Here is a 19,181-nt window from a genome sequence, read left to right as displayed (position 1 = left end):
CCCGGGGGGGGGGGGGCCCGCGGGGTGGGGGGGGGGGGCCCCCCCCCCCGCGGCGCCGCCCCCGCCCCCCCGCGGCGGGGGCGGCACCCCCCCGGGTGTCCGGCCCCGGCCGATGCCTCACGCGCGACCCGGCGGAGGGTTACTTCTTCCGGCGACGCCCGCCCGCGGCCTTCTGCGCCTTGCGCCGCTCCGCCCGCGTCATCCCGTCACCCTCACCACCGGCAGCGTCACTGTCGAAGTCGCCCTCGATGACACCGCCCTCCCCGTCCACCGTCGGAGCGGAGAAGTGCAGCCGGTCCGGCCGCTGCGGAGCGTCCAGCCCCTTCGCCCGGATCTCCGGACGCGCCCCCGCCGGCTCCTTCGTCAGGGACGGCGCCGCGTCCTGCACCGGAAGCTCCTCGACCTGCTGCTCGACCTGGACCTCCAGGTTGAACAGGTAGCCGACGGACTCCTCCTTGATGCCTTCCTGCATGGCGTTGAACATGTCGAAGCCCTCGCGCTGGTACTCGACCAGCGGGTCCTTCTGGGCCATGGCCCGCAGGCCGATGCCCTCCTGCAGGTAGTCCATCTCGTACAGGTGCTCACGCCACTTGCGGTCGAGCACCGACAGGACCACGCGCCGCTCCAGCTCGCGCATGATCTCGGAGCCGAGCGTCTTCTCGCGCGTCTCGTACTGCTCGTGGATGTCGTCCTTGACGGACTCGGCGATGAACTCGGCGGTGATGCCCGCGCGGTCGCCCGCGGCCTCCTCCAGCTCCTCGATGGTGACCTTCACCGGGTAGAGCTGCCGGAAGGCGCCCCACAGGCGCTCCAGGTCCCACTCCTCGGCGAAGCCCTCGACCGTCTCGGCCGCGATGTACGCGTCGATGGTGTCGTCCATCATGTGGCGCACCTGCTCCTGCAGGTCCTCGCCCTCCAGGACGCGGCGGCGCTCGCCGTAGATGACCTCACGCTGGTTGTTGAGGACCTCGTCGTACTTCAGGACGTTCTTGCGCGTCTCGAAGTTCTGGGTCTCCACCTGCGACTGGGCCGACGCGATCGCGCGCGTCACCATCTTGTTCTCGATCGGCACGTCGTCGGGGACGTTCGCCATCGCCATGACGCGCTCGACCATCTGCGCCTTGAACAGGCGCATCAGGTCGTCGCCCAGCGACAGGTAGAAACGGGACTCGCCCGGGTCGCCCTGTCGGCCGGAGCGGCCGCGCAGCTGGTTGTCGATACGGCGCGACTCGTGACGCTCGGTGCCCAGCACGTACAGCCCGCCGAGCTCCTTGACCTCCTCGAACTCCGCCTTCACCGCGGCCTCGGCCCGGGTGAGCGCCGAGGGAAGGGCGTGCGCCCACTCCTCGATGTGCTCCTCCGGGTCCAGGCCCTGCTGGCGCAGCTCGGCCTCGGCGAGGTCGTCCGGGTTGCCGCCGAGCTTGATGTCGGTACCGCGGCCGGCCATGTTCGTGGCGACCGTGACCGCGCCCCGGCGGCCGGCCTGGGCGACGATCGTCGCCTCACGGTCGTGCTGCTTGGCGTTGAGCACCTCGTGCGGGATGCCGCGCTTGGAGAGCTGCTGGGAGAGGTACTCGGACTTCTCGACCGACGTCGTGCCGACGAGGATCGGCTGGCCCTTCTCGTGCTTCTCCGCGATGTCGTCGACGACGGCGGCGAACTTCGCGACCTCGGTCCGGTAGATCAGGTCCGGCTGGTCCTTGCGGACCATGTCGCGGTTGGTCGGGATCGGGACGACACCGAGCTTGTAGATCTGGTGGAACTCGGCGGCCTCGGTCATGGCCGTACCGGTCATGCCGGACAGCTTCGAGTAGAGGCGGAAGAAGTTCTGCAGGGTGATCGTGGCAAGGGTCTGGTTCTCGTCCTTGATGTCCACCCCTTCCTTCGCCTCGATCGCCTGGTGCATGCCCTCGTTGTAGCGGCGGCCGGCGAGGATACGGCCGGTGTGCTCGTCGACGATCATGACTTCGCCGTCGATGACGACGTAGTCCTTGTCGTTCTTGAAGAGTTCCTTGGCCTTGATCGCGTTGTTGAGGTAACCGACGAGCGGGGTGTTCACCGACTCGTAGAGGTTCTCGATGCCGAGCCAGTCCTCGACCTTGGCGACACCGGACTCGTGGATGGCGACGGTGCGCTTCTTCTCGTCGACCTCGTAGTCGCCGGTCTCCTCGATGCCCTTCAGCGGCTGGCCGGCCTCGCCCTTGGTCAGGCGGGTCACCAGCTTCGCGAAGTCGCCGTACCACTTCGTGGCCTGGTCGGCGGGACCGGAGATGATCAGCGGGGTACGGGCCTCGTCGACGAGGATCGAGTCGACCTCGTCGACCACGGCGAAGTTGTGGCCGCGCTGGACGAGCTCGTCCTGGGACCACGCCATGTTGTCGCGCAGGTAGTCGAAGCCGAACTCGTTGTTCGTGCCGTAGGTGATGTCGCAGTTGTACTGCTCGCGGCGCTGCGCGGGCGACATGTTCGCCAGGATGCAGCCGACCTCCAGGCCGAGGAACTTGTGCACCCGGCCCATCAGCTCGGAGTCACGCTCGGCGAGGTAGTCGTTCACCGTGATCAGGTGGACGCCCTTGTCGGACAGCGCGTTCAGGTACGCGGGCAGCGTGCCGACGAGGGTCTTGCCCTCACCGGTCTTCATCTCGGCCACGTAGCCGAGGTGCAGCGCCGCGCCACCCATGATCTGGACGTCGTAGTGCCGCTGGCCGAGGACGCGCTTCGCGGCCTCGCGTACGGTCGCGAAGGCCTCGGGCAGCAGGTCGTCCAGGCTCTCGCCGTCCTGGAAACGCTGCTTGTACTCGTCCGTGAGCGCACGCAACTCGGCGTCGGAGAGGTTGACGAAGTCCTCTTCGATGGAGTTGACCTGGTCCGCGATGCGGTGCAGTTTGCGCAGGATCTTGCCTTCGCCTGCACGCATGAGCTTGTTGAAGACGGACACCGAGGTTTGTCTCCTTGCCGGTCGGGCCTGGGCACTGTACGTACACGGGCACGGCAGGTGGGCCCCACCGCAACGGCCATCGTAAGCGAGGACGTGGCCGCGTCGGGAGGTCCGCCGTTCCCGTGAGGGCACGGGTGCCCGGATTGAGAACGTACGGGGGACACCGAAGGTGCCGCACAGCCCGGAGGGATCACCGAAAATTGTTCGCCGCGGATACCGGCGCCGCAGCAGAATTCGTTCATGGAGCCAACGACACTCAGTACGGACCGATTGGTACTGCGGCCTTTCGTCCCGGCGGACGAGACCGAGGTCTACGCCGCGGCGCAGGACCCCGACATCCAGCGCTGGACGACAGTCCCCTCCCCCTACACGCACGCGGACGCGCACGCCTTCGTGAACGAGATCGCGCCGAACGGCTGGCGCGACGGCACGGCCATGCCCTTCGCCGTACGCCTGGGGGCGAAGGGCCCCCTGGTCGCGTCCGTCGGCGTGCACGTCCGCGGCACCGGGGACCTCGCGAGCCACGAGGTCGGCTACTGGGCGGCCAAGGAGCACCGCGGCCGGGGCTACATGACCGAGGCGGTCCTGGCCGTCGCCCGCTGGGCCTTCACCGAGCTGGGCGCCACACGGCTGGAATGGCGCGCCGAGGTGGGCAACGCGGGCTCCCGCGCCGTGGCCGAGAAGGCCGGCTTCCGGGTCGAGGGAGTCCTGCGGGCCGGCATCGAGCAGCGCGGCACCTCCCGCGACTGCTGGGTCGGCGCCCTGCTCCCCTCCGACCTGGGCCTGCCCGCGCGACTGCCCTACCTGCCGGCACCCGCGAAGTAGCCGGTCGGCACAATCCTGATCATGGAGCCGATCACGCTGACCACCGACCGCCTCGTCCTTGGCCCGCACACCCCCGAGGACGCGGCCGAGGTGTACGCCGCCTGCCAGGACCCCGGCATCCAGCGCTGGATATCGGTGCCGGTCCCGTACGAGCCCGCCCACGCGCGGACGTACGTGACGGAAACGGTCCCGGCCGGGTGGCGCGAGGACACCGCGTACAACTTCGCGGTACGGCTCGGGGCCGACGGCCCGCTGGTCGCCACGCTCGCCGTGCACCGGACGGGGTCGCACACCCACGAGATCGGCTACTGGACCGTCGCCGGGCACCGGGGCCGCGGCTACATGGCCGAAGCCCTGCGGGCCGCGGCCCGCTGGGCGTTCACCGAAGCGGGCGTCGTACGGCTGGTCTGGCGGGCCGGGGTGGGCAACGACGGCTCCCGCGCCGTCGCCGAACGCACGGGCTTTCTCGTCGAGGGCGTCCAGAGAGCCGGCATGGAGCACGGCGGCGCGCTGCTGGACTGCTGGGTCGGCTCCTTGCTCCCGTCCGACCTGGGCCTGCCCTCGCGACTGCCGTACGTGCCCGCTGTCAGTGGCACGACCTAGGCTTCGGGGATGACTTCGGGCACCGCTTCGCTCTCCCTGTCCGCCGACGACGCCCGGCGCATCGCCCTGCGCGCGCAGGGCTTCCTCGGCGCACCCGACCGGCGCGGCGGGGTCCGCGGTGTCCTGCGCCACCTGGGCGCCGTGCAGCTGGACACCATCTCGGTCCTGGCCCGCTCGCACGAGCTGATCCCGTACGCGCGCCTGGGCGCGGTGGGCAGGGACACCGTGGAGCAGGCGTACTGGTCGGACCGGCACGCCTTCGAGTACTGGTCGCACGCCGCCTGCATCCTGCCGATCGAGGAATGGCCGCATTTCGCGTTCCGCCGCCGGGCCAACCGGGCGCGCGGCCACCGCTGGCACATCCTCCAGGACAAGCAGCACTCGACGCGGGCGGTCCTGGACCGGCTGAAGGCGGACGGCCCGCTGACCTCCACCGAGCTGGGAGGCGCCAAGAACGGCGGCGAGTGGTTCGAGTGGTCCGAGACCAAGATCGCGGTGGAGTGGCTGCTGGACACCGGCGAGGTGGTGTGCAGCGAGCGCCGCGGCTGGAAGCGGGTCTACGACCTCCCCGAGCGGGCCGTTCCCGACGCGCTGCTCCACGACGACCTGGACGACCGCGAGTGCGTACGCCGCCTGGTCGCCCTGGCGGGCCGGTCCCTGGGCGTCGGCACCCGCGCCGACATCGCGGACTACCACCGCCTCAAGGGCGGGGAGTTCGACGCGGTGGTCGCGGACTCCGGGCTGGTACCGGTCGAGGTGGAGGGCTGGTCCAAGCCGGCCTGGGCGGACCCGGCGGCTCTCGCGGAGGCCCCCCGGGGCCGCCACCGCACGACGCTGCTCTCGCCCTTCGACTCCCTGGTCTGGGACCGTCCCCGGACGGAGCGGATCTTCGGTTTCACGCACCGCCTGGAGGCGTACGTGCCCAAGCCGAAGCGGATACACGGGTACTTCGCGATGCCGCTGCTGGCGGGCGGCCGGCTCCAGGGCCGCGTCGACCCGGCCCGCGAGGGCCGCACGCTGGTCGCCCGGCAGCTCTCGCTGACCTCCCCGAAGGCCGCGGGCCCGATGGCGCGGGCCCTGCGGGAGGCGGCGGAATGGGTCGGCTGCGAGGACGTGCGCGTCGAGCGCGCGAGCTCGCCCGCCGAAGCGGCGGCCGTCACCGCGGAACTGGCCGCGCTCTAGGGGGCGAGCCCCCCAGGACCTGGGCGCTGGGCGCTGGGCACTAGCGGATTTCGAGGATCTTTTCCCGCATCGCGTAGACCACGGCCTCCATCCTGGAGTGCAGCTGCAGTTTCTCCAGGATGTTGCGGACGTGGTTCTTCACGGTGTTCTCGGAAATGAACAACTGCTTGGCGATGTCACGGTTGTTCATACCGGTGGCCACCAGTTTCAGGACCTCCAGCTCCCGGTCCGTCAGCCGCGGCGCGGGGACCAGCCGCCGCTCGTCGGTCCGCTGGATCATCGACTTGAACTCGGTGAGCAGCTTCGACGCCATCGACGGGCTGATCTGCGACTGGCCGTCCGCCACCGCCCGGATCGCCGTGGCCACCTCGTCCGTCGAGATCTCCTTCAGGAGGTACCCGGTCGCGCCCGCCTTGATCGCGTCGTAGAGGTCCGCCTCCTCGTCGCTGATCGTCAGCATGATGATCTTCGCGGAGGGGGCCACCTCCTTGATCGAGGTGCACGCCTCGATCCCGCCGCGCCGGGGCATCCGCACGTCCATCAGCACGATGTCCGGAAGCAGGTCGGCCGCCTTGTCCACGGCCTCCGCCCCGTCCCCGGCCTCGCCCACGACCTGGATGTCCTCCTCCTGCGCAAGGACGATCTCCAGTCCCCGCCGGAAGAGCGCGTGGTCGTCGACCACGAGCACCCTGATGGGCTCCCGGGCGGTCTCCTGCGACGGTTGCGTCCCGCGGCAGCCCGCGACGCCGCCGTCCCCGCGCACCGGCCCGAAGCTGTCCGCCATCGTTCCTCCCCCTGCATGTGCTCAGCTGCTGGGCCAACCGGACACACACCGCAGCCGGTTGACTGCACGCCATGATTCCATGCCCGCACCGCGGCCCGGGGGCGAAAAGTGAGCCACCTGGCGCATACCCGTCGCGCACCCGTCATGCATGTGCCCCCGCACAGGCGCCGGAGCGCCTGCGCGGGGGCGATGAACAGATGTGCCCGGCCTCGGCCTCGGCTCAGCCGCCGAGCGCGCCACCGGCGCCGCCCCGCGGCCCCTCCGAGCTGGAGGCACCGTCGGGGTTCACGTGGATGACACCGTAGTCATAGGCGTGACGGCGGTAGACGACACTGGGCAACTTCGTCTCGGAGTCGACGAACAGATAGAAGTCGTGGCCGACCAGTTCCATCTCGTACAGGGCCTGGTCGAGCGACATGGGTGCGGCCGAGTGGGTCTTCTCGCGGACGATGAGCGGGCCTTCGCCCTGCACCTCCAGGGATCCGATCCGGGTGATCGGCACCCCGTCCGTCTTCTCCTCCGACACCGGCTGACCACTGCCGTTCAGCGACGCGACGCCCGGCACCACGTCGGCGACCTCCGCCGCCGAGAGCCGGCCGTTGCCACGGCGGGTGTAACGCTTGTCGTGCTGCTTGCGCAGCCGGGCCTCCAGCTTGTCCTGAGCGAGGTCCAGCGCCGCGTACGCGTCGGCAGCGGCGGCCTCGGCACGGATCACCGGGCCCCGCGAACGCAGGGTGATCTCCACGCGGTCGGAACGGTCGGCCTGGCGCGGGTTGTGCTCCTTGGACACCTCGACGTCCAAGCTGATCACCTTGGCGTCGAGCTTCTGGATCCGCTCCGGATTCAGCTTCTCGGCCACGTGCTTGCGGAACCGCTCGGGCACCTCGGTCTTGCGGCCCTTGACGACGATGTCCACGCAGAACTCCGTTCCCGGATAGCTCCGCCCGACGGGGCGAAGCGTCTCCCTTTCGCACCAGACTCCGGTGAAGGCCGGAGCCTCGGACTTGGCGACTTTCACCTCCTCCTCCCCCATCGGCAAGATCAACACCCCACCGACTTCGGAGTCGAGAGACAGCCTCCTGAGTTCCTTACAACCGAACATATCCCTCTATGGCGGTTGTCGGCACCCGCTACCGGAATGTACTTCCAGTCAGGTGGCTGTTCCCTCTTACTACCTGCAACGATGGGCCTTCCCCGCCAGTTCCAAATCTATTCACAAGATTTTTGTTCTGTCCGAGTTGCTCAAACGCGTGGCAGGCGTTCGATCCGCCTGAAGGAGTCCGCCGACGCGGCCACCACCGCCGCCCCCAGCACCGCCCCCGGGCCCGCCACCAGCCCCGCGGCGCGCACCGCCCGGGCCGCCTCCGCCAGCGTCGCCCCCGTGGTGATCAGGTCGTCCACGAGCACGATCTTGGCCGCCCCGGCCGTCAGCCGGCGCCCGCCCCGGCGTACCGCCAGCGCCCCCGTGAGGTTCTCCCGGCGCTGCCGGGCCCCCAGCCCCGCCTGGTCCGCCACCGCCCGCCGCAGCCCCAGTACGGGCGCCACGCGCGCGGGAACACCGGCCCGCCGCAGCCGCCCCGCGGCCGCGAGGGCGATCCTGCGCGCCGGATCGTGCCCGCGCGCCCGTACCTGCCGCCGCGCCGACGGGACCGGGACCAGCACCACGTCCCCCGCACCGCCGAAACCGCCCGCGCCACCGGAACCGCCCGCCAGGACGGCCGCCGCCAGGGCAGCACCGAGCACCCCGGTCAGCGGCAGCGCCCCGCGCTCCTTGTGCGCCAGCAGGAGGCTCCGTACGGCCCCCTCGTAGACGGCGGCGGCCCGTACCACCGGCAGCCCCGCAGGCCGCGGAGACGGCCGCACCGGCCCCTCCCCGGCCCCGCTCAGCGCATCGCGGCACCCGGCGCACACCAGCACCCGGACCGCCCCGCAGCCGGCGCAGTCGACCGGCAGGACCAGCCCGGCGAGCTCCTGCCACCACCCACGCATGACTCCACACTGACGGGCGGAGCCACCGCACGCGACCCCTGTGGACGACCCGCGCGCGGGCAGGTCAGCCCGGGTACACCGGAGACCGGCCGCCCGCCGCCACCGTGCGCCACTGCGCCCCCGGCGGCAGCCACACGATCCCGTCCTCCGAGTACGCGACCACCGGCTTCGGCTTCGCCTCGTCCTCCGTGGCCGCGACCGCCACCTCCGAGAGCCCGGTGGCCCCGGGCAGACTCGCCGCGACCATCGAACCGTCGGCCAGCATGTAGCGGGCCTGCTGCACGCCGCCGTTCTCCCGGCCCACCACGAGCAGCCGCCCGCGCGGCGCCCAGCTCATCGCCGTCACATCGACCATCTGCGGGGCCGCCGGACGCAGCTCGCGCACCGACACCGCCGAGGAGTCGCTCTTGCCGTCGGGCCGCTCGATCCGCCCGACGTAGAGGACCTTGCCGCCGTCGGGCTGCTCCACCAGCAGCGCGATCCGCGCCCCGTCGGCGGACGCCTTCAGCGAAGCGATCTTCCGGCCGTCGAGCCCCGCCACCTGCACCTTCTCCGGCGTTCCGGCACCACCGGGCACCCGCCACAGCCCCGGGGACTGCGGATCGCGGTCCGCGACCCACAGATCACCCGAAGCGTCCCAGCTCGGCGCGGTCAGCATCGGCGCCTTGCCGCCCTTGCCGATCGGCAACGGCTGCGGCATCGCCCCGCTCCCGACCAGCGCCACGACGTGCAGCGCGTGCTCGTCCTCGGAGACCACGGCCGCGCGCCGCTCGTCGTGCGAGACCGCCGCCGACCTGACCTTGAACCCGGGCGGGGTGGCCAGCGGCCCCGGCACCGGTTCGGGCTTGGCCTGCTGGTCCTCGCTGCTCGTGTCCAGCTTCATCCGGACCAGCCGCTTCTCGTTGTCGACGAAGTACTGGAACTCGGGAATCTTGGGCCGGCCCGCGATCGCGGCCGCGCTCACCTCGCTCACCGAACACAGCGAGGTCGACTTGCCGCCCGCCCGCACCAGTTCGACCTGGTCGAGCCGGGAACCCGTCAGATCCTTGACCGTGTACAGGAGTTGGGTGGCCATCTTCTTGCACTGCGGCTGCGCGACGTTCTCGGCCTTCTCGTTGAGCGGCACGCGCAGCGTGTTCTGCCCGTCGTACGAAAGGGACTTGGTGCCCGGGCTCAGTTCCGTACCGGTGGGGAAGCTGGACTCCACGACCGGGGCGAGCCACCGGGACGGCCCCGCCAGCAGCGACTGCACGGTCTGCGTGGTCGGGTCCATCCGCGAGTCCGGGTCGGTGCGCTGGCGCACGTAGACGGGATCGGCGACGAGCGTGCCACCCGCGAAGTAGTACTTGTTGACCGGCATGTAGATGCGCTGGAAGTCCGACTCGCTGAGCACGAGCCCGCTCGGCGGGGTCGAGATCCGCCACTGCTTGTCCTCGTTCTGGACGAGCTGGAGGAACTCCTCGTACTCCCTGGCCCCGGTCTGCGGCTGGTACGCGCTGTGCTCGTCGACGGTCGCGAGCTTCTTGCCGGTCACCTTCCAGCGGGGCCCGTCCGGGTCCTTCTCGCCACGGTTCGGAACCCGGTTGAGCCCGGAGGAGAGCACGGTGACGGCCGAGCCGGGCTTCCAGTTCTTCGCGGCGGCCTCGGTGAGGTACTTGCGGGCCGTCTCCAGCTGCGGGTCGTCGCTGGTCATCGCCTCCAGGAAGCCGTCGACGATCTCCGCCGGGCTGGCCTTGTCCGCGGGCGGTACGCCGAACACCCGCACCTGCGAGTCCACGCCCTGCGAGGCCTGCACCGGGCGGATGTCACCGCTGTCCGGCATGGAGGCACACCCGGCGAGCAGCAGCCCGGCCGCCCCGAAGGCGTACGCCCGTACGGCACGCAGCCGCCGGCGCCGCACCCGCGCACGCCCCGCCCGCGCGTCCAAGGGCTCAGCGTCCATCGGCTCGGTCCTCCTGTTGTGCCTGCTCGGCCGGGCGGGCCACGACCCGGGCCCCGTTCCCCGGCAGGGCCGTCGGGTCGGCGGGCACCGGCATCGCTCCGGCGACGGGCGAGCGCGGCGGTATCGACGAGCGGTCGCCCGCGTCGGCGGGCGCACGCTCCGCCGCTCCGCCTGCGGCCTCGGCGGCGGCCCTGGCCCGGTTGGCGCGGTTGGCCCGGGAGTCCTCGGGCTCCAGCGGGATGGGCGAGCCCCGCAGCGGCTCGTCGGCCGTGCGCGGCAGCGTCAGACGGAACTGCGAGCCGCCGCCCGGCTCGCCCCAGGCCTGCAGCCAGCCTCCGTGCAGCCGGGCGTCCTCGACGGCGATGGACAGGCCGAGGCCGGTCCCGCCGGTCGTGCGCGCCCGCGCCGGGTCGGCCCGCCAGAAGCGGTTGAACACGCGGGTGGCCTCGCCGGGCTTCAGCCCGACCCCGTAGTCCCGTACGGCGACGGCGACGGCCCCGCCCGCGGACGCCAGCCGGACCACCACGTCACGGCCCTCACCGTGCTCCACGGCGTTGACGACCAGATTGCGCAGCACCCGCTCCACCCGCCGGGCGTCGGCCTCGGCGATGACCGGCTGGGTGTCGCCCAGGACCCGGATCCGGGTGCCCTTGTGCTCGGCGAGCGGCTCGGCGCCGTCGATGACCCGGCGGACGACGTCACGCAGGTCGATGGGCTCGGCCTCCAGGGCCGCGGCCCCGGCGTCGAAGCGGCTGATCTCCAGCAGGTCGGCGAGGAGCGACTCGAACCGGTCGAGCTGCCCGGCGAGCAGCTCGGCGGAGCGCGCGGTGATCGGGTCGAAGTCGACCCGGGCGTCATGGATGACGTCGGCGGCCATCCGGACCGTCGTCAGCGGGGTACGCAGCTCGTGCGAGACGTCCGAGACGAAGCGGCGCTGCATCCGGGACAGCTCCTCCAGCTGCTGGATCTTGTTCTGGAGGTTCTGCGCCATCTTGTTGAAGGCCTCGCCGAGGCGCGCGATGTCGTCCTCACCGGTGACCTTCATCCGCTCCTGCAGCCGCCCGGCCGACAGCCGCTCGGCGATGCCTGCGGCCATCCGGACCGGGGTCACCACCTGGCGTACGACCAGCCAGGCGATGCCACAGAGCAGGACGACGACGAACAGGCCCGCGGTCACGATGGTGACCTTGATCAGGTTGAGGGACTCCTCCTCCTGCGTGAGCGGGAAGAGGTAGTACAGGTCGTACGGGTCGCCGTTGATGTCCGAGAGCCGCTTGCCGATGACCAGCGCCGGCTCGGGCTCCTTCGCCCCGTCCCCGCTGGTGTACCGGATCTCGGAGAAGGTCTTGAAGGCGCCGGTGGCGCGGTTGACGGCCCGGCGCAGCGGCAGCGGGACACTGGCGGCCGGGTCCACGTTTCCGGAGGCCCGGGCGCCCTTGACGCCCTGCGTCCCGGGCAGCGCCTCATCGCCCGTGCCCGCTCCCAGCGCGACGACCTCGAAGGCCGTCTGGCCGCCACTGGCCAACTGCTTGACCAGGGAGTTCATCCACGTACTGGCGTCCCGGCCGACCTTGTTGTCGGTGGCGTCGGGCCCGTCCACCGCGGCCGGGGCGTTGGCCTTCTCCTGCGCGACGGCGAACCCGCCCGCGGCCTGGCTCTGCGCCGCCTCCTCCTTGGCCTCCAGGAGACCCCTGCTGACCTGGGCGATGACGACGAACCCCAGGGCGAGGACCACGGCGAGCGAGATCAGCAGGGTGGCGGCGACCACGCGGAGCTGGATGTTGCGCCGCCACAACCGGACAGCCGGAAGCAGCGGCCGCCGCGCCAGGCGTACGAACAGCCGCAGTACGCGGCTGCTCGACGCCCGGTCCCGGAACAGCCGGCCGAGGCGCAGCTTCCACGGGCGGAAGCCGCCCCGGGCCCTGCCGGACATGCCGGACGTACCGGACTGCACGTCAGCTGGGTCCGGCCTTGTAGCCGACACCACGCACCGTCACGACGATCTCGGGGCGCTCCGGATCCTTCTCGACCTTGGAGCGCAGACGCTGCACATGCACGTTGACCAGGCGGGTGTCCGCCGCGTGCCGGTAGCCCCAGACCTGCTCCAGCAGCACCTCACGGGTGAACACCTGCCAGGGCTTGCGCGCGAGCGCGACCAGCAGGTCGAACTCGAGCGGGGTCAACGCGATCGAGGCACCGTCCCGCTTGACCGAGTGCCCGGCCACGTCGATGACCAGGTCACCGATGGCCAGCTGCTCGGGCGCGGGCTCCTCCGAGCGGCGCAGACGGGCCCGGATACGGGCCACCAGCTCCTTCGGCTTGAACGGCTTCACGATGTAGTCGTCGGCCCCGGACTCCAGACCCACGACGACATCGACCGTGTCGCTCTTCGCGGTGAGCATGACGATCGGCACGCCGGACTCGGCCCGGATCAGGCGGCAGACCTCTATGCCGTCCCTCCCGGGCAGCATGAGGTCGAGCAGCACCAGGTCCGGCTTCGCCTCCCGGAAGGCAGCAAGTGCCTTGTCACCGTCCGCTACGAACGACGGCTCAAAACCTTCTCCACGCAGCACAATGCCGAGCATCTCGGCCAGCGCGGTGTCGTCGTCGACGACAAGGACGCGTCCCTTCATGGTTGACATCATCCCATTAGCTAATCGTTACCCGGCGGTGAGCTGTCCCACAGCCAAAAGGGCTGGAAATCGCCCCTCGGACCTGCGTCGAGATCAGCTCCACCAGTCTGCCCCCGAACGGGGCGACTATTGAAGGTACGGGCATCCAAGACCCCGCAGCACCGCCCGGGACCGCCCGACCGGTCGGGATCGCCCCGGACCGACCCTTTCCACCCCGCCACCGCACCCGATCCGCCGCCCACCCCCTACTCCGTTCGGGCCCCCCACGTGGCACGATGGCAGCGACCAGCGCCCCGCCGCGGCAGGCGCACATGAAGGAGTGACGATGAACGACTCTCCGGGCTGGGCTACGCCCGGATCCTCTCCGTCCGACGGCGAGCGGCCGGGCACCGAAAGCGGCGCGCAACAGCCCGCCCCGCCCACACCGCCCGCCGACGACCCGAAGTGGTCCGCCGAGCAGCCACCGCCCGGTCAGTGGTCGAGCCCGGGCACCACGCCGCCCGAGGCCCCGCAGGCACAGCCGCAGCCCACCACGGGCTGGGGCCAGCAGCCAGGCACCCCTCAGACGGGCCAGTACGGCCCCCAGTCCGGCTACCCGGGCGGCCCCGGCCAGTGGGGCCAGCCCGCCGCCGCCAAGCCCGGAGTGATCCCCCTGCGGCCCCTGGGCCTCGGCGAGATCCTCGACGGCGCGGTCGCCACCATGCGCACCCACTGGCGCGCGGTACTGCCGATCACCCTCGTCGTGGCCACCGTCGTCCAGGTGATCAGCGTGATCGTCCAGAAGTTCATGCTGGACGACCTCGCCTTCGCCACGGACCCGAACGCCGGCCCCGAGGAGATCTTCGACTCGCTCGGCAGCACCTTCGCCGCGTCCGCGGTGGTCCAGCTCATCCAGATCCTCGGGACCATCGTGGTCACCGCGATGCTCACGATGGTCTTCAGCCGTGCCGTGCTCGGCCAGCAGTCCTCGGTCTCCGACGCCTGGCGCGAGGCCCGCCCCCAGCTGCTGCGCCTGATAGGGCTCACCCTGCTGCTGGCCCTCGGCGCCATCCTGCTCGGCGCCGTACTCATCCTGCCGGGCGTCCTCACCGAATCCGTCGGCCTCGCCGTCCTCGGCTTCGCCGTGTGGCTGCCGATCCTGGTCTGGCTGGGCATCAAGTTCACCCTGGCCTCGCCCGCCCTGATGCTGGAGAAGAGCACCGTCCTCAAGGCCTTCGCGCGCTCCTCGAAGCTCGTCAAGGACACCTGGTGGCGCATCTTCGGCATCACGCTGCTCACCACCGTCATCGCGTTCTTCATCTCGGGGATGATCGTGGCCCCGTTCCAGATCATCAGCCTCTTCGCCTTCAGCGGCGGCCTCGACGCCATGGCGGAAGGCAGCGGCATGACCAGCTGGGGCGCACTGATCGCCCCCGCGATCGGCCTGATCATCGCGCAGACCATCGTCATGCCGTTCCAGTCCGGCGTCACCGTGCTCCTCTACGTCGACCAGCGCATCCGCCGCGAGGGCCTCGACCTGGAGCTCGCCCGGGCCGCCGGCCTCGAGAACTACGGCACGACCGGAGGCTGACGCACAGATGATGAGTACGGGGGGCCTCATCACCCGCGCCACGGCGCTCCTGCCGAGCGCCGAGACACCACCGGTGACGACACCGCGCGAACCCGCCAGGGAAGCGGCCGAGCGCGAACTGTCCAAGCCGATGTACCACGAGAACGACCCGAGCCTGTTCGACCGCGCCCTGCGCAAGTTCTTCGACTGGCTCGACGACATGCTCGGCGCCGCCTCCGGGGCGACCCCCGGAGGCGGCTTCGGCCTCCTCGTGATCCTCCTCCTCGTGATCCTCGCCGTCGGCGCCCTCTGGTGGCGCCTCGGCGCCCCCGGCCGGATCACCGCCGGCGCCGGTGTCCTCTTCCCCGACGGCACCCGCAGCGCCGCCGACCACCGCACCGCCGCCGACGCCCACGCCGCCGCCGGCCGCTGGACCGAAGCCGTCCAGGAACGCATGCGCGCCGTCGTCCGCTCCCTGGAGGAGCGCACCCTGCTCGACCCGCGCCCCGGACGCACCGCCGACGAGGCCGCCGCCGAAGCCGCGGTCTCCCTCCCCGACCACGCCGCGGAACTCCGCGCCGCCGCCCGTACCTTCGACGACGTCACCTACGGCGGCCGCACCGCCGACGCCGACACGTACGCCCGCCTGCGCGCCCTCGACCTCACCCTGGACCGCGCAAAGCCGCTGCTGACGGGACCCACCGCATGACCGGCCCGACCGATCCGGCCCCGCCGACGGCAACTCCGGCCCCGCCGACGCTCGATGCACGGGAGTCCGGGGACAGCACCCCCGGCCACCCCGCACCCGCCGCACCCGCCGCAGCCGGCGACTCGCGCACCCGGCGCCTGCGCCAGATCCGCCGCGCCCTCACCGCCGTGGCCGTCCTCGCCGCCGGCGCCATCGCCATGGCCGCCCTCAACTCCGGCACCCGCCACGGCTACCTCGACCCCCGCACCACCGACCCCTTCGGCAGCCGCGCCGTCGCCGAGCTCCTGAAGGAACGCGGCGTCACCACCCGCGTCGTCACCACCGCCCGCGAGGCCGCCGACGCCGCCGGACCCCGCACCACCCTCCTGGTCACCGACCCCGACCGGCTCGGCGCCACCCAGCGCGGCGTCATCCGCTCGGCCATCGACCTCTCCGGCGGCCGCACCGTCCTCCTCGCCCCCAGCAGCCACAGCCTCACCGACCTCTCCCCCGGCGTGCACACCGCGGGCGACGCCGACACGGACCGCCCCGACCCCGGCTGCACCCTGCCCGCCGCCACCTCGGCCGGCCGCGCCGACACCGGCGGCGGCCTCCGCTACACCACCACCCTCCCCGGGGCCACCGCCTGCTACCCCAGCGGCGGCGACCCCACCCTCCTCGTCCTCCCCACCGGCCCCACCGGCGGCGACACCGTCGTCCTCGGCTCCGAGACGATCCTCCTCAACGAGTCCCTCGCCGACGAGGGCAACGCGTCCCTCGCCCTCCAACTCCTCGGCTCCCGCCCGGACCTCGTCTGGTACCTGCCGTCCCTCGCGGACTCCGACCCCGACACCGCGCCCTCCGGCGAGGACAAGAGCCTCCTCGACCTCATCCCGGCCGGCTGGTCCTGGGCCCTGCTCCAGCTCTTCGTCGCAGCCGCCCTCGCCGCCCTCTGGCGCGCCCGGCGCCTGGGCCCCCTCGTCACCGAGAAGCTCCCCGTCGCCATCCGCGCCTCCGAGGCCACCGAGGGCCGCGCCCGCCTCTACCGCAAGGCCGACGCCCGCGACCGCGCCGCCACCGTGCTGCGCGCCGCCACCCGCGAACGCCTCGCCGCACTGGTCGGCGTACCGCACACCCACGCCCACGACCCGGCGGCACTGGCCCCGGCCGTCTCCGCCCGCCTCACCGGCGAGCCCCGGGACGTGGCCGCCCTCCTCTTCGGCACCACCCCCTCCGACGACGCGGCACTCGTCGCGCTCGCCGACCACCTCGACGCCCTCGAAAGAGAGGTCCGTACGTCATGACGTACCCGGCCACCGAGTCCACGCCAGTGACCGCGGACAGCGCCCGCGCTTCCCTCGAAGCGCTCCGCACCGAGATCGGCAAGGCCGTGGTCGGTCAGGACTCCGCCGTCACCGGACTCGTCGTCGCGCTCCTGTGCCGCGGCCACGTCCTCCTCGAAGGCGTCCCCGGCGTCGCCAAGACCCTCCTCGTACGGGCCCTGGCCGCCTCCCTCGAACTCGACACCAAGCGCGTCCAGTTCACCCCGGACCTGATGCCGAGCGATGTCACCGGCTCGCTCGTCTACGACGCCCGCACCGCCGAGTTCTCCTTCCAGGACGGCCCGGTCTTCACCAACCTCCTCCTCGCGGACGAGATCAACCGCACCCCGCCCAAGACCCAGTCCTCGCTCCTCGAAGCGATGGAGGAGCGCCAGGTCACCGTCGACGGCACCCCGCGGAAGCTGCCCGACCCCTTCCTCGTCGCCGCCACCATGAACCCGGTCGAGTACGAGGGCACTTACCCCCTCCCGGAAGCCCAGCTCGACCGCTTCCTCCTCAAGCTCACCGTCCCCCTCCCCTCCCGCGAGGACGAGATCGGGGTCCTGACCCGCCACGCCGCCGGATTCAACCCCCGCGACCTGCACGCCGCGGGCATCCGCCCGGTCGCCGGCCCGGCCCAGCTCGAAGCCGCCCGCCAGGCCGTCGCCAAGGTCGCCGTCTCCCCCGAGATCGCCGGCTACGTCGTCGACGTCTGCCGCGCCACCCGCGAATCGCCGTCCCTCACCCTCGGCGTCTCCCCCCGCGGCGCGACCGCCCTGCTGGCCACCGCCCGCGCCTGGGCCTGGCTCACCGGCCGCGACTACGTCACCCCCGACGACGTCAAGGCCCTCGCCCTGCCGACCCTGCGCCACCGCGTCCAGCTGCGCCCGGAAGCGGAGATGGAGGGAGTCACGGCCGACGCCGTCATCACGGCGATCCTCTCCCACGTCCCCGTACCGCGCTGATGGCCCTCACCGGACGCGCCGCCCTGCTGGCGGCCCTCGGCAGCATCCCGGTCGGCCTCCTCGAACCGAGCTGGACCGGCATGCTCGCGGTCAACGGCCCGATCGCCCTGGCCTGTGCGCTCGACTGCGCCCTGGCGGCGCCCGTACGCGGCCTCGTGCTGGCCCGCTCCGGAGACACCTCGGTCCGCCTCGGCGAACCGGCGGAGGTCCACCTCACCGTCACCAACCCCGGCAGCCGCAAGCTCCGAGCCCGCGTCCGCGACGCCTGGCCCCCGAGCAGCTGGCTCCCGGGCACCGAGACCGCCGCGTCCCGCCACGAGGTGGTCGTCCCCGCGGGCGAACGCCGCCGGCTGACCACCCGGCTGCTGCCCACCCGCCGCGGCGACCGCCAGGCCGACCGCGTCACGATCCGCTCCTACGGCCCGCTGGGCCTGTGGGCCCGCCAGGGCTCCCAGGTGTCCCCCTGGACCGTCCGGGTCCTGCCGCCCTTCACCAGCCGCAAGCACCTGCCCTCCCGGCTGGCCCGCCTGCGCGAACTGGACGGCCGCACGAGCGTCCTGACCCGCGGCGAGGGCACCGAGTTCGACAGCCTCCGCGACTACGTCCCCGGCGACGACACCCGCTCCATCGACTGGCGCGCCACGGCCCGCCAGAACAAGGTGGCCGTCCGCACCTGGCGCCCCGAACGCGACCGGCACATCCTCATCTGCCTGGACACCGGCCGCACCTCGGCGGGCCGCGTCGGCGACGCCCCCCGCCTGGACTCCGCGATGGACGCGGCCCTGCTCCTCGCCGCCCTGGCCACCCGCGCCGGCGACCGCGTGGACCTCCTGGCCCACGACCGCCGACCCCGCGCCCAGGTCCAGGGCCGCTCGGCGGCCGACACCCTCCCGTCGTTCGTCAACGCGATGGCCACGCTGGAACCGGAGCTCGTCGAGACGGACGCCAGGACCCTGGTCTCCACCATCCTCCGCAACGCCCCGCGCCGGTCCCTGGTGGTCCTCCTGACCAGCCTGGACGCGGCCCCGATCGAAGAGGGCCTGCTCCCGGTGCTCCCCCGCCTCACGCAGCGCCACACGGTCCTGCTGGCTTCGGTCGCCGACCCTCATGTCGCAGCCATGACAAATTCACGGGGCACGGTGGACGCCGTCTACGAGGCCGCCGCCGGCACCCAGACCCAGTCCCAGCGCCGCCGCACGGCCGACCAGCTCACCCGCCACGGCGTCCACGTCGTCGACGCCACCCCGGACACCCTGGCCCCGTCCCTGGCGGACGCCTACCTCGCCCTGAAGGCCGCCGGTCGCCTCTGAGGAGCGAAGGCTCAGCGGTTCAGATCGAAGACGCCCACTCCCTGCCCCTCGTAGGCCTTCGGCTCGACCGTGGCAACCAGTGCCTGCGAACCCCACTCGGGAAGGTGACGTGCGGCATGGACGGCGGCTGCGACACCGGCCGGCACTCCGTCACGGCACATCTGTGCCAGAGCCGCCCGCTCCCGCCGCTCCTCTGCGGTCAGCGTCGTCTCGGCAAACTCCTGCACGAGAGACCGGATGGACGTCCCGCGGGACTCAGCGATGACGGCCAGGCGATCTCTCACCTCGGCCGGCACACGGATCATGGCATCAGACATGCTTCAGGTATACGCCCACGTAAACATAGCCGTGGGGTAAACGCAGAAAAGCCCCGCACCGAACCCGTAAGGGCTGGTGCGGGGCTTTCCCACAATGATTGTTCGGCGGCGTCCTACTCTCCCACAGGGTCCCC

16 protein-coding genes are annotated in these 19,181 nt (G+C 72.0%); 8 read left to right on the top strand and 8 right to left on the bottom strand.

Annotation, left to right across the window (positions count from 1 at the left end; translation table 11 throughout):
• Positions 1-139: 139 nt before the first annotated feature.
• Entirely contained in the window at positions 140-2,938 is a 2,799-nt protein-coding gene (gene secA / locus ACFY0D_RS36400; RefSeq protein ID WP_390802187.1) for a preprotein translocase subunit SecA, read from the bottom strand.
• A gap of 240 nt (positions 2,939-3,178) precedes the next feature.
• Between secA and ACFY0D_RS36395 the strand changes: the two genes are divergently transcribed.
• Genes ACFY0D_RS36395 through ACFY0D_RS36385 form a run of 3 tightly spaced genes read left to right on the top strand, consistent with a single transcriptional unit; the run spans position 3,179 to position 5,548 of the window.
• The gene (locus ACFY0D_RS36395; protein WP_390802186.1) at positions 3,179-3,763 is read left to right on the top strand and encodes a GNAT family N-acetyltransferase; all 585 of its coding nucleotides are present in this window, start codon (positions 3,179-3,181) and stop codon (positions 3,761-3,763) included.
• Positions 3,764-3,784: 21 nt separating this feature from the next.
• Entirely contained in the window at positions 3,785-4,366 is a 582-nt protein-coding gene (locus ACFY0D_RS36390) for a GNAT family N-acetyltransferase (RefSeq protein ID WP_390802185.1), read from the top strand.
• Positions 4,367-4,375: 9 nt separating this feature from the next.
• The gene (locus ACFY0D_RS36385) at positions 4,376-5,548 is read left to right on the top strand and encodes a winged helix-turn-helix domain-containing protein (RefSeq protein WP_390802184.1); all 1,173 of its coding nucleotides are present in this window, start codon (positions 4,376-4,378) and stop codon (positions 5,546-5,548) included.
• A 40-nt stretch (positions 5,549-5,588) separates the two neighbouring features.
• Here ACFY0D_RS36385 and ACFY0D_RS36380 read toward each other — a convergent pair whose 3' ends face one another.
• From ACFY0D_RS36380 to mtrA, 6 genes are all read right to left on the bottom strand, one after another.
• On the bottom strand, positions 5,589-6,332 hold the full coding sequence (locus ACFY0D_RS36380) for a response regulator (protein WP_390802183.1): 744 nt from the start codon (positions 6,330-6,332) through the stop codon (positions 5,589-5,591).
• 220 nt (positions 6,333-6,552) lie between these two features.
• On the bottom strand, positions 6,553-7,248 hold the full coding sequence (gene hpf, locus ACFY0D_RS36375; protein WP_390802230.1) for a ribosome hibernation-promoting factor, HPF/YfiA family: 696 nt from the start codon (positions 7,246-7,248) through the stop codon (positions 6,553-6,555).
• Positions 7,249-7,574: 326 nt separating this feature from the next.
• Complete coding sequence (locus tag ACFY0D_RS36370; protein WP_390802182.1) at positions 7,575-8,321, bottom strand: ComF family protein; 747 nt, start codon at positions 8,319-8,321, stop codon at positions 7,575-7,577.
• Positions 8,322-8,385: 64 nt separating this feature from the next.
• Positions 8,386-10,263, bottom strand: a complete 1,878-nt coding sequence (locus ACFY0D_RS36365) for an LpqB family beta-propeller domain-containing protein (protein WP_390802181.1) — start codon at positions 10,261-10,263, stop codon at positions 8,386-8,388.
• Positions 10,253-12,196, bottom strand: a complete 1,944-nt coding sequence (gene mtrB, locus ACFY0D_RS36360; RefSeq protein WP_390802229.1) for an MtrAB system histidine kinase MtrB — start codon at positions 12,194-12,196, stop codon at positions 10,253-10,255. The genes ACFY0D_RS36365 and mtrB overlap by 11 nt, the downstream gene beginning before the upstream one ends.
• A 22-nt stretch (positions 12,197-12,218) precedes the next feature.
• Entirely contained in the window at positions 12,219-12,908 is a 690-nt protein-coding gene (mtrA, locus tag ACFY0D_RS36355) for a two-component system response regulator MtrA (RefSeq protein WP_189747360.1), read from the bottom strand.
• A 313-nt stretch (positions 12,909-13,221) separates the two neighbouring features.
• Between mtrA and ACFY0D_RS36350 the strand changes: the two genes are divergently transcribed.
• Genes ACFY0D_RS36350 through ACFY0D_RS36330 form a run of 5 tightly spaced genes read left to right on the top strand, consistent with a single transcriptional unit; the run spans position 13,222 to position 18,730 of the window.
• On the top strand, positions 13,222-14,466 hold the full coding sequence (locus ACFY0D_RS36350) for a hypothetical protein (protein ID WP_390802180.1): 1,245 nt from the start codon (positions 13,222-13,224) through the stop codon (positions 14,464-14,466).
• A 7-nt stretch (positions 14,467-14,473) separates the two neighbouring features.
• Positions 14,474-15,154: a DUF4129 domain-containing protein gene (locus tag ACFY0D_RS36345; protein ID WP_390802179.1), complete on the top strand. Its 681-nt coding sequence runs from the start codon at positions 14,474-14,476 to the stop codon at positions 15,152-15,154.
• On the top strand, positions 15,151-16,437 hold the full coding sequence (locus tag ACFY0D_RS36340; protein WP_390802178.1) for a DUF4350 domain-containing protein: 1,287 nt from the start codon (positions 15,151-15,153) through the stop codon (positions 16,435-16,437). Before ACFY0D_RS36345 ends, ACFY0D_RS36340 begins: the two co-directional genes overlap by 4 nt.
• Entirely contained in the window at positions 16,434-17,420 is a 987-nt protein-coding gene (locus ACFY0D_RS36335; protein ID WP_390802177.1) for an AAA family ATPase, read from the top strand. The genes ACFY0D_RS36340 and ACFY0D_RS36335 overlap by 4 nt, the downstream gene beginning before the upstream one ends.
• Entirely contained in the window at positions 17,420-18,730 is a 1,311-nt protein-coding gene (locus ACFY0D_RS36330) for a DUF58 domain-containing protein (protein WP_390802176.1), read from the top strand. Before ACFY0D_RS36335 ends, ACFY0D_RS36330 begins: the two co-directional genes overlap by 1 nt.
• Before the next feature lie 11 nt (positions 18,731-18,741).
• Here ACFY0D_RS36330 and ACFY0D_RS36325 read toward each other — a convergent pair whose 3' ends face one another.
• Positions 18,742-19,047: a hypothetical protein gene (locus tag ACFY0D_RS36325; protein WP_390802175.1), complete on the bottom strand. Its 306-nt coding sequence runs from the start codon at positions 19,045-19,047 to the stop codon at positions 18,742-18,744.
• Positions 19,048-19,181 lie beyond the last annotated feature (134 nt).

Origin of the sequence: Streptomyces sp. NPDC001502 (assembly GCF_042894785.1) — a bacterium.
Lineage (GTDB): Bacteria > Actinomycetota > Actinomycetes > Streptomycetales > Streptomycetaceae > Streptomyces > Streptomyces kutzneri.
This window is presented reverse-complemented; position numbering and strand designations above follow the sequence as displayed.